This window comes from Sphingobium sp. B2D3A (assembly GCF_025961795.1).
GTDB lineage: Bacteria > Pseudomonadota > Alphaproteobacteria > Sphingomonadales > Sphingomonadaceae > Sphingobium.
The window spans coordinates 3350573-3365496 of record NZ_JAOQOI010000001.1; the positions used below are offsets into that span (position 1 = coordinate 3350573).

Annotated in this window: 12 protein-coding genes; 8 read left to right on the forward strand and 4 right to left on the reverse strand. The window is 62.4% G+C overall.

What is annotated here, in order from left to right:
• The first annotated feature begins 212 nt into the window (after window positions 1-212).
• On the forward strand, window positions 213-713 hold the full coding sequence (locus tag M2337_RS15600; protein ID WP_264570970.1) for a phage baseplate assembly protein V: 501 nt from the start codon (window positions 213-215) through the stop codon (window positions 711-713).
• Window positions 714-853: 140 nt separating this feature from the next.
• Here M2337_RS15600 and M2337_RS15605 read toward each other — a convergent pair whose 3' ends face one another.
• Window positions 854-1186 (reverse strand): winged helix-turn-helix transcriptional regulator, encoded by a 333-nt coding sequence (locus M2337_RS15605; RefSeq protein ID WP_264570971.1) that lies wholly within the window; start codon window positions 1184-1186, stop codon window positions 854-856.
• Between the two features lie 140 nt (window positions 1187-1326).
• Between M2337_RS15605 and M2337_RS15610 the strand changes: the two genes are divergently transcribed.
• The 5 genes from M2337_RS15610 (at window position 1327) to M2337_RS15630 (ending at window position 6322) form a co-directional block, all read left to right on the forward strand.
• Window positions 1327-1944, forward strand: coding sequence for an FMN-dependent NADH-azoreductase (locus M2337_RS15610; protein WP_264570972.1), 618 nt, complete (start codon window positions 1327-1329; stop codon window positions 1942-1944).
• A 44-nt stretch (window positions 1945-1988) separates the two neighbouring features.
• On the forward strand, window positions 1989-2621 hold the full coding sequence (locus M2337_RS15615; RefSeq protein ID WP_264570973.1) for a DsbA family oxidoreductase: 633 nt from the start codon (window positions 1989-1991) through the stop codon (window positions 2619-2621).
• A 1088-nt stretch (window positions 2622-3709) separates the two neighbouring features.
• Window positions 3710-5086, forward strand: a complete 1377-nt coding sequence (locus tag M2337_RS15620; protein WP_264570974.1) for an aminotransferase class III-fold pyridoxal phosphate-dependent enzyme — start codon at window positions 3710-3712, stop codon at window positions 5084-5086.
• A complete protein-coding gene (locus M2337_RS15625; protein ID WP_264570975.1) occupies window positions 5073-5798 on the forward strand; it encodes a haloacid dehalogenase type II in 726 nt (241 codons plus the stop codon). The genes M2337_RS15620 and M2337_RS15625 overlap by 14 nt, the downstream gene beginning before the upstream one ends.
• A gap of 29 nt (window positions 5799-5827) precedes the next feature.
• A complete protein-coding gene (locus M2337_RS15630) occupies window positions 5828-6322 on the forward strand; it encodes an Lrp/AsnC family transcriptional regulator (protein ID WP_264570976.1) in 495 nt (164 codons plus the stop codon).
• A gap of 46 nt (window positions 6323-6368) precedes the next feature.
• Here the strand turns inward: M2337_RS15630 and M2337_RS15635 are convergent, their stop codons facing one another.
• Window positions 6369-7439, reverse strand: a complete 1071-nt coding sequence (locus M2337_RS15635; RefSeq protein ID WP_264570977.1) for a tartrate dehydrogenase — start codon at window positions 7437-7439, stop codon at window positions 6369-6371.
• A 28-nt stretch (window positions 7440-7467) separates the two neighbouring features.
• Window positions 7468-8952, reverse strand: a complete 1485-nt coding sequence (locus tag M2337_RS15640; protein WP_264570978.1) for an NAD-dependent succinate-semialdehyde dehydrogenase — start codon at window positions 8950-8952, stop codon at window positions 7468-7470.
• A 175-nt stretch (window positions 8953-9127) separates the two neighbouring features.
• Between M2337_RS15640 and M2337_RS15645 the strand changes: the two genes are divergently transcribed.
• Window positions 9128-9472, forward strand: a complete 345-nt coding sequence (locus M2337_RS15645; protein ID WP_264570979.1) for a tRNA-binding protein — start codon at window positions 9128-9130, stop codon at window positions 9470-9472.
• A 157-nt stretch (window positions 9473-9629) separates the two neighbouring features.
• Here the strand turns inward: M2337_RS15645 and M2337_RS15650 are convergent, their stop codons facing one another.
• Window positions 9630-12233 carry a TonB-dependent receptor plug domain-containing protein gene (locus M2337_RS15650; RefSeq protein ID WP_264570980.1) on the reverse strand — a complete coding sequence of 868 codons (2604 nt, stop codon included), beginning with the start codon at window positions 12231-12233 and terminating at the stop codon, window positions 9630-9632.
• Between the two features lie 657 nt (window positions 12234-12890).
• Here M2337_RS15650 and M2337_RS15655 point away from each other — a divergent pair.
• Entirely contained in the window at window positions 12891-14888 is a 1998-nt protein-coding gene (locus tag M2337_RS15655; RefSeq protein ID WP_264570981.1) for an NAD(P)/FAD-dependent oxidoreductase, read from the forward strand.
• Window positions 14889-14924: the final 36 nt, after the last annotated feature.

Below are 14924 nucleotides of genomic sequence, written 5' to 3' on the forward strand. Positions count from 1 at the left end.
CGGCCACATCAGGTAGCGCTCGGCGCCCTCGCTTCACCGTCTCAACCAATTTATAAATGTCGCTAAGGCCGATGTGCAGTAGATCTTACTCCGGTCTGCAGACGGTCTGCGGCATATTCAGGTCCGCAGCCTGTGATTGGCCGGTTCACGCGAGTTCGAACGAGCGCGCGAACTGATCATGCTGGCCCTCACTCCTAACGAAAGGCCGATCAATGCAGGTGACCCGCGCCAAAGTGACCGACGTCGACGATCCCGAAGGCCTTGGCCGAGTGCGGCTGATGCTGCCGCCGCCAAGATCGCAGTCCGGTTGGACGGACGTGGCATCACCGGCTGCGGGCACCGGCCCACGGCTTGGTGCTGCACCTGCGGTCGGCGACACTGCTTTGGTCGCGGCAGTTGACCGTCGTGGGCGCGATCTGGTGGTCATGGGCTTTTTATGGACTGCCGCCGAGCGTCCAGCCGGGAGCGCAAGCCTCCGCACACGCGATGGCCTCAGTGTCACCCTCGACAGCGCCGGCGATCGGCTTTTGCTGTCCTATGCCAGCGGCACCCAGCTGGTGATCGGCGGCGGCGCTACTATCACCATCACGGCCGACCGGGTGACGATCGATGCCGCTATTCTCGAGGCGTCAGGCACGGTGAAGTGCGACGCGCTGATCGCCAACAACGTTGTCGCCAGCAGCTATTCGCCTGGCTCTGGGAATATCATGTAGACTGGTCACGTGAGGCAGCTGCTGTCAGGCTAACGTGTCAGCCACGCGGGTCGTTATCTGACCATGATGAGGTCGCATGGTGTCAGTCTCCTAGCGACAGTCTTGCATGACTTCCGCAAAGATGATCATCGAATGTGATCCTAAACGTCCTTGCTCGCATCGTATCGGGTACGGGCGTTCTGGATGTTATCCTGATTGCTGTTCGCCCACATGGTGAGCGCCATGACGGGTGCGAGAAGTGACCCTCCAATATCGGTCAACTCATACTCCACGCGCGGCGGGATCGTGGGAAACATCGTCCGTTTGATCAGCCCGTCGCGTTCCAGTCCACGCAGGGTAATGGTCAGCATCCGCTGCGAGATGCCACCGATCCGGCGGCGCAGTTCGTTGAAGCGGACCGGCCCGTCTTTAAGCGTCGCGATGATGTATAGGCTCCATTTATCCCCGACGCGGTCGAGGATTTCCCGGACCATCCCGCAATCTTCCCCCTGAGTAGGGGTAGGAAAATCGATGTCACCTAGTGTCATTGCAGTGCCTTCTTGCGAGGAGCGATATGGTCACTTTATTAGTGTCGGTAACAAATAGTTACTACCATGTCTTCGCTGGAGTGACCATGACCAACATTCTCCTCGTTACGTCGAGTCCTCGTGGTGCCGAAAGCCTGTCCACCCGTTTCGCGACCGAAATCGCACAAGGCCTCAGGACTCGCCCGGGCGGTATTTTTGTAACGCGCGACCTTTTGGGCAATCCCCCGCCACATATCGGCCCGGCCTATATCCACGGCCGGGTCGCGGCAGCCGAGGCGCGAACGCCCGAGCAGGTCGAGGCCGTAGGTATCGCCCAGGAACTGGTGGATGAAGTGGAGGCGGCTGACGTCATCGTGATGGGTTCGGGGATGATCAATTTCGGCTTGCCATCGTCGCTCAAGGCCTGGTTCGATCACATCACCTGGCCGGGCGTGACTTTTGGCTATAGCGGAGATGGTGCGCGGGGGTTGCTCACCGGCAAGAAGGTCTATCTCGTCACCGCCGCAGGTGGCGTCTTCTCGGAGGGCGAATGGGCCGCGTTCGATTTCCAGACCGGTTATCTGCGCCATCTTCTGGCTTTCATCGGCCTTACCGACGTCGAGATCATCCGCGTCGAAGGCACTGTCTTCGGGCCTGAAGCGGCCAAGGCCGCCATCGCTACCAGCGAAGAGCAGGTCCGCGCGCTCCTGGACAAGGCGGCCTGATCTTAACGGCGTCCGTCCGCTACGCCGATCCTAGGAATGATCTCATGCTACAAATCGATTTATTTACCGAGATCAGCTGTCCGTGGTGCTTCGTCGGGCATCACCGTCTCGACAAGGTTCTGGCGGAGCGCTTCCCCGAACTGGACGTGGATATCCGTCAGCACCCGGTTCTCCTGCTTCCTGATGCACCGCCCGAGGGCCTTTACATTCCCGATCTCCTGCGCTGGCGCTACGGCGCGACGGATCCCAAGGCGGCATTCGTCCGGCCCGAGGCGGAAGCGCGTGCATCCGGTTTCGATCTCGACCTGAGCCACCAGCTCTGGGCATATCGAACGCAGCCGGCGCACGGGCTCATCCTTGCGGCGCGCGAACGCGGGACGCAGCATCGGCTCGCGGTTGCGATCACCGACGCCTATTTTCTGAAAGCCAAAAACACCTCGGACGCCGATGTCCTAGCCGATATCGCCATGGCCCATGGGTTCGAGCGCCAGGAAGCCCACGCGATCGCGCTTGATCCCGAGCAGCACCGGCGCGTCGAGCAGGAGGCGGCTCAATCGGCAGTGGCCGGGGTCCGGTCCGTTCCACACTTTGTGTTCGGCGGGCGCATCGCCATCAATGGCGGACGAAGCGAAGACGAGCTGGCATCGGCCATCCGTCAGGCGGCGGGCATGACGTAGCCGAAGTCGGTCCCGCCTGAACAAGCCCATTCTTGAGCGCAAGGGACACAAGGTTGGCTGGCCGTCTCACGCGCGTCGATTCCTAACGAGAGCCAGCGACCGGCAACGTCTTCCCAATTACGCGGTGAGCGGCAGCATTCTGAAATGGCTCATCCTGGAAGGTCAGGCCCCTGCAAGAAACACCCTATATTGCTTGACCGCGCCGTTAGTTTGTCGGCCTGGATTGGGTTGAGCTCATCATGTCCATGGCGCGGTCGTCGCACCGCTACCAACGGCGGCAGAAGCGCTAAGGATGGCAAGGGTGGAAGGGACGGCATAGTTCCCAAACGAGGGCGCCGACCTGACCCAGGTCGCCGTCAGGGAAATGTCGAGGTTATCGAATAACGGGAACGCTCTGCCAAAGCGGCACGTTCTCGCGAAAACGTTCCAATTGGTGCATCCTCTCATGGGGCATCAAATTCAATGGCATGGTTAACGTAAACTTTAAGATCCCTTGATGTTCGCCCTTCACCAGCGTGGCTGACACCATCTGCAAGGGATTTCGGGCATTTTCTTAAAAATCTAAAATGCGTAGCTCCTAGGGCGGCCGCGCTTTTGCTCGCTTCTACATCAGCCACTGCCATGGCAGTCGACGAGGCAGCTATTGTCAACCAATACACCGTTCGTCACACCGTGCGCTAACGACCGCTTAGTCCCAAACCTTGCCGATGAACTGCGTAAATGTTAAGTGGTTTCATCATAAACATTTGATATTTAACATAATTACTATTGTCATATTTGTGCATTGTAAGGCCAAGTTTCAATGGTCATCAGGCGATGGTCGGCTATGCCTACCTTCGGAAGAATCTGGCCGCAAGCGATCCCGGCCTCGCTCTAAGTTACGCGCAACCATCCCGCGGGTGCCCCTGCGGCCACTGACGGCATGGTCTGCTGCACACAACTCACGCAATTGGCGGCTTCTCATGAGTACGAAGCAGATTCCACTACGCCGAACTGCAAAAACGGAAGATTAGGCGGCGCGGCACGGCGCAATCGGGATATGGCCGGGCGTCGTTAGATTAGGTTGGTGACATTCAAAGGAGATGTGAATGTCCCTCAATTCGCTCATCGAGTCAGATCGGGCGCACTGGATACACCCTGTCGCTCCATGGCGTGACCATGAGGAGCGCGGCGTAACTGTCCTGCGCTCTGGCAAAGGCGCCTATCTGACCGATATCGAAGGCCATGAACTGCTCGACGGGTTCGCCGGGCTCTGGTGCGTCAATGTCGGCTATGGTCAGGAGAGCATCGTTGCCGCCGCGACCGAGCAGATGAGGCGCCTGCCCTACGCGACGGGCTATTTCCACTTTGGCAGCGAGCCGGCCATCCTGCTTGCCCAAAAGCTCGCCGAACGGGCGCCGGGCGATCTTGATCACGTCTATTTCACGCTGGGCGGTTCGGACGCGGTGGACGGGGTTATTCGCTTCATCCGCTATTATTACAATGCAACCGGCCGGCCATCGAAGAAGCACATGATCGCGCTGGACCGCGGCTATCATGGCTCCTCAACCACCGGCTCAGGCCTGACCGGCCTGCCCTCCTTCCATCTCAACTTCGACGTGCCGGGGCCGACCCAGCATCATATCGCGCCACCCTATGCGTATCGGTCGGATGCGGTGAACGATGCCGAGTTGATCGCGCTGTGCGTGGCGGAGCTGCGGGCGAAGGTCGAGGCCCTGGGCGCGGAGAATGTCGCTGCCTTCTTCGCCGAACCGGTGATCGGTTCGGGCGGTGTCATCGTACCGCCCCGGGGCTGGCTCGCCGCCATGCAGGCGACCTGCCGCGATCTCGACATCCTGTTCATTGTCGACGAAGTGATCACCGGATTCGGCCGCACCGGGCCTCTGTTCGCCTGCGAACATGAGGGGGTTGAGCCGGACTTCATGACGGTCGCCAAGGGCCTGACGGCCGGCTACGTGCCCATGGGGGCGCTGTTCATGTCCGATCGCATCTATCAAGCCATCGCCGACAACACGCCCTCGGGCGTCCCGATCGGCCATGGCCAGACCTATTCCGGCCACCCGGTCAGCGCTGCGGTCGGCCTCGAAGTTCTGCGGCTGTACGAGGAAGGCGGCTTGCTCGCCAATGGCCAGAAGGCCGGCGCTCATTTTGGCACACGGCTTCAGGAACTGCGCGACCATCCGCTGGTGGGCGACGTGCGTTCGCTCGGCCTGCTGGCCGGCGTCGAGCTCGTCACCAACAAGGTGACAAAGGCGCGCCCCGCCAAGAAGCTCGCCCTGCCCGATCGCATGGCGCGGATCGGCTATAAGAACGGGTTGATTTTCCGGGCATTTGGCGATGGCATCATCGGGTTCGCGCCGCCAATCTGCATCACGGTTGACGAGGTCGACCTGCTGGTTGACCGCTTCCGCCAGACCCTGGACGAACTGCTTACCATCAAGGAGATCCGCGATGCGGTTGACTGATTTCAAGGCCCTTTCCTTCGATTGCTATGGGACCTTGATCGACTGGGAATCGGGCATGGTCGAGGCGCTGAGCGGCCTCGTCGCGCGCGCCGGCGTGCAGCTCTCGCGCAACGAGATCCTACAGGCGCACGCGCGCCACGAGTCCGAGCAGCAGGCCCAGACGCCGGGCAAGCTCTACCGCGATCTTCTGCCGATCGTGTACAAGCGCCTCGCCGAGCAGTGGGGCGTGCCGGTGACGGTCGAGGAGTGCGAGGAATATGGTCGGTCGGTGCGCGATTGGCCCGCTTTCGTGGATTCCCCTGGCGCGCTTCAATATCTCAAGAAATATTACAAGCTGATCATCCTCTCGAACGTGGACAATCGCACCTTCAGCTACAGCAATGCCCGCCTCGAAGTTGATTTCGACGCCATTTATACGGCCGAGGATGTCGGTGCTTACAAGCCGTCGGACGCAAACTTCTACTATATGAAGGCGCATCTGGCCGATCTGGGGCTGGAGGCCGGCGATGTGCTCCACACCGCGGAAAGCCTGTTCCACGATCACCTCCCCGCCAATCGACATGGCCTGGCGAGCTGCTGGATCTACCGTCGCCACGCGCAGGAAGGTTTCGGGGCGACCATGACCCCGGAAAAGGCCCCCGACGTCGATTTCCGCTTCAATTCGATGGCCGACTTGGTGAAAGCTCACCAGGAAGAAATCCGCAACGGATAAAACCCGCCCGAGGGAGGTCGCTCACGCCGATGATCAACGCGCCGAAGTTGGATCGTATCGACATCAACATCCTGGCCGAGCTGCAACGCAGCGGACGGATCACGAACGCCCAGCTCGCCGACAAGGTGGGCCTGTCACCAAGCCCTTGCCTCTCGCGGGTCAAGCGGCTGGAAACGGCGGGCTACATCTCCGGCTACAGCGCGATCATCAACCTCTCGAAGGTCGGCGGCAGCCAGATCGTTTTTACCTCCGTCACGCTGGGCGATCATCGGCGCGCGGACTTCGCCAAGTTCGAGCAGAAGATCGCCCAGTTCGAGGAACTGGTCGAGTGCCACCTCGTGAGCGGTGGCTTCGACTATATGCTGAAATTCGTCGTGCGTGGCATCGCGGAATATCAGGAGATGATGGAGGAGATATTGGAGAGCAATATCGGCGTCTCCAAATATTTCTCCTACATCGTGATCAAGTCCGCTGTCGTGCGCGGCCAGCCGCCGGTCAAGCTGCACGTTCCTTCAATGCGCTGACAGAGACAGCAAAGCTTGATCGCCTCTCTTCCGAAGAGAGGGGTTTTCACGCCAACCGCTCTGCTACGGCCCTGCCGCATGTGGCGGTGTCCGCCTTCCCGCCCAGGTCGCGGGTTCGCAATTCATCCTGTGCCAGCACGTCCTCGATGGCACGCAGGACTGCGTCGGCAGCCGCCTGCTCGCCAAAATGCTCCAGCATCAGCGCGCCGCACCAGATCTGGCCGATGGGATTGGCGATCCCCTGCCCCGCAATGTCCGGCGCGGAGCCATGGACCGGCTCGAACAGCGAGGGCACCGAGCGGTCGGGATTGATGTTGCCGCACGGCGCGATGCCGATTGTCCCCGTGCAGGCCGGGCCGAGGTCCGAGAGGATATCGCCGAACAGGTTGGAGGCGACCACCACGTCGAACCGATCCGGGTTCATCACGAACTGCGCGGCCAGGATGTCGATGTGATATTTGTCCGTTCGCACCTCGGGATAGGCCTGCGCCATCTCCTCGACGCGACCGTCCCACCATGGCATGGTGATGGCGATGCCATTGGATTTAGTGGCCGAGGTCAGATGCCGCTTAGGCCGCTTGCGCGCCAGATCGAAAGCATAGCGCAGGATGCGGTCGGTGCCGAAGCGGGTCATCACCGTCTCCTGCATCACGACTTCCCGGTCCGTGCCGGGGAAGGAGATGCCGCCGATCGCGCTATATTCGCCTTCGGTATTTTCGCGCACGATCATCATGTCGATGTCGCCCGGCGCGCGGCCCGCCAGCGGGCAAGGCACGCCGGGCATCAGCCGCACTGGGCGCAGATTGACATATTGGTCATATTCCCGGCGGAACTGGATGAGCGAGCCCCAGAGCGAGACATGGTCGGGCACCGTGTCCGGCCAACCGACCGCACCGAAGAAAATCGCGTCGACATCGCCGATCTGCGCCTTCCAGTCCTCTGGCATCATCGCGCCGTGCTGGGCATAATAATCGCAACAGGCGAAATCATGCCATTGCTGCTCGATGGTGAAGCCATGGGCTTTGGCGGCGGCTTCCAGCACCCGGATGCCCTCGGGCACGACTTCCTTGCCGATTCCGTCCCCGGGAATCACCGCGATCTTGTAATGGCGCGTCATGTGCGTGCGCTGCTCCTGTCGGTCTGGTTCAAGCCGCCGGTTTCAAGCCGGCCCAATGGAACGTCTTGATCTCGAGATATTCCTCAATGCCTTCCGCGCCGCCCTCGCGGCCGAGGCCGGATTGCTTGGTCCCGCCGAAGGGCGCCATCTCCATCGCCAGCGTGCCGGTGTTGAGGCCCACCATACCGAAATCGAGCGCCTCGCCCACGCGCCAGGCGCGGTGGAGATCATTGGTGTAGAAATAGGCCGCGAGACCATAAGGCGTGGCATTGGCGAAGGCGATCGCTTCCTTCTCATCCTCAAAGCGGAAGATAGGCGCGACGGGCCCGAACGTTTCCTCGCTTGCGAGCAGCATCGTCTCGGTTGCACCGGTGAGGACCACCGGTTGCGTATAGCCTTCGGGAGCTTCGGCCGACGCCGCAATGCTGGCGCCATGGGAAAGCGCGTCCGCCACGTGCGCGGCGACCTTCGCCTTGGCTGCCGCGTTGATGAGCGGGCCGATCGTAGTGCCTTCTGCCGTGCCGGAGCCGACCCGCAACGCCGCCACGGCCTGCCCGAGCCGCGCGACGAAGGCATCGTGAATGCCCGATTGCACGAGCAGGCGATTGGCGCAGACGCAGGTCTGGCCGGCATTGCGAAACTTGCTCGCCATCGCACCTTCGACGGCCAGATCGAGATCGGCATCGTCAAAAACGATGAACGGCGCATTGCCGCCCAGCTCGAGGCTCAGCTTCCTCACTGTGTCGGCGCATTGCCGCATCAGCAGCGATCCCACCCGGGTCGAACCGGTGAACGACAATTTACGCACGACCGGGCTACCGGTCAGTGCTGCGCCAATGCTCTCGGGCAGGCCGGTCACGACGTTGAGTACCCCGGCCGGCAGCCCCGCCTCCTGCGCGAGCGCCGCGATTGCCAGAGCCGTGAACGGCGTCAACTCGGAGGGCTTCACGATCATCGTGCAGCCTGCGGCCAGCGCCGGGGCGACCTTGCGGGTGATCATCGCGGCGGGGAAGTTCCACGGCGTGATCGCGGTGCAGACCCCTATCGGCTCCTTGCGCACCAGGATGCGGCGGTCGCGCGTGGGGGCTGGCACATCGTGGCCCGAAACGCGGCGGCCTTCCTCCGCGAACCATTTGATGAAGGTGGCGGCATAGCGGATTTCCCCCGCCGCCTCGGGCAGCGGCTTGCCTTGCTCGGCGGTCATGATGCGCGCCAGATCGTGGACATTCTCCAGCACCAGCGCATGCCAGCGCTCTAGGATCGCGCAACGCTCGCCGGCCGTGCACGCGCGCCAGTCCGGCAGCGCCGCGTCCGCCGCCTCGATGGCGCGATGCGTATCAATGTCGTCGCAAGCCGGCACCGTGCCAATGGCCACATCGTCCACAGGATCGGTCACCGTCAGCCGGCCACCGGACGCCGCCTCGACCCACGCCCCGCCGATCAACGCGCGCTCGATCAACAAGTCGGTCCTGACCAGTCCCGCAATGCCCCTTCCGGCCACAACTGCATTCATCGGCACACAACTCCTGTCTGTCGGCCGATTTTAGGGAGGCAGCGCGCGGTCCGGCTGTTCGATTCTCGCAGGACGCGGCAGATCGGCCCGAAAATCCTGTCTGCTTCGGAACAAGATTGCGCGGCGGATGTGACACAGGCCACAGATCGAACGAACGACACAGGAAAGGAAGATCATGTCCGAAGCGAAGGATGAAGCCACTTATGACGACTGGCAGCGGCTCGACATCCGCGTCGGGACGATCCTCGACGTGCAGCCCTTTCCTCGGGCGCGCAATCCTTCCTACAAGGTCCAGGTGGACTTCGGCGCATTCGGTACGCGCTGGTCGAGCGCGCAGATCACCAGCTATGCACCCGAAGCGCTGATCGGCACGCAGGTCTGCTGCGTGGTCAACTTCGCCCCGCGCAACATCGCCGGCTTCCAGTCCGAGATCCTGATCCTCGGCGCGCGCGACACCGATGGCAACGTTATCTTGCTGACGCCTCGCAGCGCCGTGCCGATCGGGGAAACGGTGTTTTAAACGGGCCTTGGCGCCCCTTTTCGGTCGAGCGAAGTCGACACACGAACGGATGTCGTAAAGAGCTAAATGCACGATGATCAATTGTGCGGGGGCCCCTCCTCAAACGCAAAGGGCCCGGGAGTTGTCTCCCGGGCCCCGCATCGCTCGGGGGGCGAACTCAGAATTTGAAGTTGAGGCGAGCGTAGTAGAAGCCACCCTGCCAATCGACGACCGAGTCCGTCCGGTAGATCCGGCCAGCCGTAGGCTGGAGCAGATCCGGCGCGGGATAGTGATCGAGGATGTTGCGCGCGCCGACGGAGATGGTGAAGCTCTCGTCGAACGTGTAGCTCGCCTCCAGATCGATCTGGGCCTGTGTCTTGAACGACTGGGTGGGATTGGCGACCGTCTCCGACGGCGCCGTGGCCATGGCCGTATAGGGACCGAACAGGTTGGCCCGCGCCATGAGCGAGACCGCGCCCATGCTGTGGACCGCCGACAGCGTCCCGCGCCAGCGTGGCGCCGCGTTGCGGAAGTTGTAGTCCTGATAGACGGTGAACAGCGACGGGATCTTGAGGCTCTCGATCTTGTACCAGTTGGCGTTGAAGCTGGCGGCGAAGTTGGTCTTCATGCCCCCGCCCCAACGATGGTCGTAGGTCAGGATCGCGTCGAAACCGCGCGTGTCGGAATCGAAGGCGTTCTGGAAGAAGTTGACGCTGGCGATGCTGTCCGCGCCAACCACGCCCGCCGCGATCATCTGCGCCTTGAGCGCGTCCGTCACCGCGACATTGCGCGTGGAGTAGAAGGCGTCACGGATCTTGATGATATAGCCGTCGAGCGAGAGACTGAGGCCGGGCATCGGTGCCAGGGTCAGGCCCAGCGTGTAGTTGGTGGACTTCTCAGGCTCCAGTTCCTTCGCGCCCAGGAACTGGGACACGGGATTGGTGGCAGGGAAGAGGCCGGCCTGCGTAAACACGCCATTGACCGTTCGGATCGAAACCGACGTGGTATTGATGAGGCCCGGGGACGGCGCGTGGAAGCCCGTGCCGATCGAGCCGCGCATCGCGATGCCGGGCGTGAACTCGTAGCGGAAGGCCGCCTTGCCGTTCACCGTGTTGCCGAAGTTCGAGAAATGCTCGAAGCGGCCGGCAAGGTCGACGAACAGCCCCTTGATGGGATCGGTCGACAGTTCGAGATAGGCCGAGACGCTTTTGACACCCCAAGTACCGGCGGCCGAGGGCGGCACGCCGTTCACGCCATTCGAACCGACCGGCAACACATTATAGGCGGGGTCAATGCCGGCAAAGCCATCGGCCGTGCCGGCCTGGTAATTGGCGCAGTTGATGCCCTTGTTGGTTGGCGCGCCGGGGTTCAATGTCCGGGTCGCCTCATTGCAGAAATCGAACGGATCGGTCGCCGCGAACGGTCCTCCGCGATAGGAATCGAGCTCGCCCGGCCGGATCGTATATTCCTCGTTGCGATACTCACCGCCGAAGCTGACGACGAGCGGCGTCTCGAACGCAGCGACCGGGATCGAATAAGAAAGGTCGGCGTTCAGCGCGAGTTCGCTGTCGATGTAGGTCGAGGGCTTGAAGGAGCGCGGCGAGTTCGGACCCAGTGAGGCATTGACCGTGTCAACGATCTCATAGGCCAGCTTGTCCCAACCGTAGCGCGCGCTGATGTCATAGCTCAGCGCATCGGAGGCGGTGGTGCCCTTGATGCCGGCGACCGCACTCCAGTCCGTTACAACCCCGGAGAAGACCGGGCTGAAGCCGGCGGGGAAGATGTCTGTGAAGGAAAACACGCTGCCGTCCTGCAGTCGGACGGGCACGCCGTTCACCGGCTGATTATTCGCCGGGTAGCGATAATTGGCATAGGCCGAGCCCTTGGATCGCGAGAAGTTGCCGAAGGCATAGACCTGCGCAGTGTCACTGATGTCGATGCCCGAGTTGACGACGGCGCGGAACGCCTCGGTCTTGGGCTGGCCCCATTTCTGCAGCGGGGTGTCCAGATCGACCAGCGCGGCATAGGCCGGGTTCGCTGCCGCATAAGCGCGGGCGTCGAAGGTGGTGCTGGTATATTGGTTGGCCCGGGTGGTGTAATCGTCTCGGCTATATTGTGCCGTGACGTTGACGAAGCCGTTTTCCGTGAGCTTCATGCCGACATTGCCCGCGACCATCAGGCTGTCGCCGTCGCCCTCATAATATTGGCCGGCCTGGGCGGTCAGCGAACCGCCATGATTGTCGTCCTTCAGCATGAAGTTGATCACCCCGGCAATCGCATCCGACCCATATTGGGCGGCCGCGCCGTCGCGCAGTACCTCGACGGATTTGAGCGCGAGCGATGGGATGACAGCGGAATCGGCGCCTTGCGCGCCGGTGCCGGAAATGGCCACGCTGGCCGACTTGTGGCGGCGCTTGGAGTTCATCAGCAGCAGGGTCTTGTCTTCCGGCAGGCCGCGCAGCGTGATCGGGCGGACGAAGGTGCCGGTGCTGGAGTTGGGTTGGCGCGTAACGTTGAGGGAGGGAACCAGGGTCTGCATCACCGCGACGGTGTCGGTGCTGGAGATCTTCTCGATATCCTCCTGGTTGAAGTGATCGATGGGAACAGGCGAGTCCTGAACGGTGCGCGGGGTGCCGCGCACGCCGGTCACGACGATGTCCACGTCCGCCTCTCCCGAATTGTCTGCGGGAGCCGTCTCGGTCTGCGCCATCGCTGGCATTGCGAGCGTGAGCGCTAGAAGAGACGGGGAAGCGAGACCCAAGCGTTTCGCGAAATGCTTCATGAGAACCCCTTTTTGACCGTTGCTTATCTTTGCCCCGGATCGTCTGTTGTCCGGTGGAGGAGGAGGCCCCGGAAGGCCTGCCGCCATGAGGGGAATAGTAAGGTCGGGCCCATGAGCGAGTGTTGCCGTTTTTTGACGGATCGCTGGAAGAATATGCCATCGCAGCGAGCGGCAGCAGGGCGATCAATCTGAAATACGTCTTTCGTCGTATATGACCGCATGGTCGGACGATGCAGCACGCCCCCGCTTGTGGGACATCTGTCAGAACCGGCATTTTCCGGGGGTTTCGGTATATTGCATCCAAAGAAAAAGAATCCCGCGCGCGAGGGAAGCGGGGTGACGGTGGCGCGACGGCGACGAGGATCGCACGCCTGTCCCGCAGGCGGGCGGGAGGCCTTTGCGCCAAAGGTCCCGCCACGAGCGATTCTGCGTGGAACGGCGAACGGGAACGTCCCTTTTCGGCATAAAATGCTTCGCCATGGCCCGCTTTCGGCAACATCGCGAAAATCGCGCTGATAGCGTTTGCTTTCCAGGCCCGGGGGAGGATCGGGCGCTCCGCACAGGATCCAGCAAGGACCAGCGGTCAGCCTGGCGATCCCTGAACAAGGGTTCGTCATGAAGGCGATGCTATCTTCCCGCTGCACGAAGGAATCATCTATGAGCGTTGGAGACAAGAATCTTGGAATGGATCGCCCGATCCAGCGGCGCGATTTCATTCAAGGCGTGGCGGTCACGGCGGGGGGCGCCATGGCGGCCGCCAGCGCCGGCCCGGCCATCGCCGCAAAAGCCCGCGCAGCCGCGTTCGCCAATGCTGACGGCTCCGCCACTCCGGAGACCTACCCGCCACTGCGCACCGGCATGCGCGGCCAGCATCCCGGCGCATTCGAGGGCGCGCATGCGCTGCGCGACGGCGAGAGCTTTCCGAGCGCGGAGGATACCAAGGAAAGCTATGATCTGGTGGTGGTCGGCGGCGGCCTGAGCGGCCTTGCAGCCGCCTATTTCTTCCGCAAGCGCGCCGGCCCCAATGCGCGCATACTGATCCTCGACAATCATGACGATTTCGGCGGCCACGCCAAGCGCAACGAGTTCCTGTACAACGGCAAGCAGCTCATCGCGAACGGCGGCTCGTCCTATATGGTGGCGCCATCCAAATGGACCTATGAATCCATCTCGCTGATCCGTGAGCTGGGCATCGAGAAGGGCACCCCCACCGACCGGGTGGACGGCCAGCTCTACCGCTCGCTCGGCATGCAGCCCGCCACCTTCTTCCGCAAGCAGGTCTATGGCGCGGACAAGCTGGTGCCCGGCGGCACACCCACCAGTCCGACCGCGCAGTGGCTGGCACAGACGCCCTTTCCCAAGCAGGTGAAGGACGATCTGCTGCGGATCACCACTGCCAGCATCGACTATATGAGTGGGCTTACCCCAGCGGAGAAGACCGCCCGGCTGCAGGCGATGAGCTATCGCGACTATCTGCTGAACGTGGCGAAGGTGCATCCCGACGTCGTGCCGCTGATGCAGGGCATGTGGTGCCTGGGTGCCGATATGGGGACGGCCTGGTTCGCCTTCTTCCGCATGCGGCCCGGCTTTCAGGGCCTCGGGCTTGAGCGGCCGGCGCTGTCGCCCGAAAGCGAGGAGCATCGGCTGGACGATTTTTCGCTGCCGGCCGGCAACAGCGACATTGCCCGCCTCATCGTGCGCGCGCTCATTCCGGACGCCCTCGCGCCGGGCGATTTCGCGGCGGTCGAAACCAAGCGAGTCAATTATGCGGCACTGGACCGCGCACAGCAACCGACGCGGATCCGCCTGTCCAGCGTGGTCATCCGGGTGAAGCATGCCGCCACTGCCGGGCGCCTGTTCGATCCGGACAACAGCGAATGCGAAATCACCTATATGTCCGGCGGTAAGGCGAAGCTGGTTCGCGGCGCGAATGTGGTGCTGGCCTGCATGAACAACATCGTGCCCTATCTGGTGCCGGAGCTGCCGGAGGATCAGAAGACGGCGCTCCATGCAGCAGTCCGCGCCGTCAACCAGGAAACGAACGTGCTGTTCCGCAATTGGGAGCCCTTCGCCAAGCTCAAGACCAACGCCGTCACCTTCCCGAACAGCTTCTATGGGCGCATGAGCCTGGCCGCCCAGCGCTATTTGGGCGAGCTAGTGCCCTCGCGCACGCCGTCTGAGCCCATTGTCGTGAGCTTCGGCACCGGTGCCAATTCGGGCATTTGCTCCAACACCACCATGCTTGGCGAGCTCATGGGCGGATCGCCGCCCGAACCCGGCACACCGGCCGACGACCAGTTCCGCATGGCGCGGATGGGCCTGCTCCAGACGCCGTTCGAGCATTTCGAGCGCGCGATCCGGAGCCAGGCAGCTGCCGCGCTGAGCGGGACCGGCTTCGATCCCGCGCGGGACATCCTCGCTATCACGGTCAATCGCTGGGCGCATGGCTTCACAACCGGCCGCAATTCGCTCTTCGAGCCGGATAAGCTGGGCCAGACCTCTCCTGTCGTGACGGCGCGTGCGCCGTTCGGGCGGATCACCATCGCCAATTCGGATGCGGGTGGCGTCTCCACCGCCGGCACCGCCATTGACGAGGCGTTCCGGGCCGTGCGCGAACTCGAGCAGAACCAGATTGGCTTCTACGAACAGATTTGACGCGACGCCGGGCGATCACACATCGCCCGGCAGATA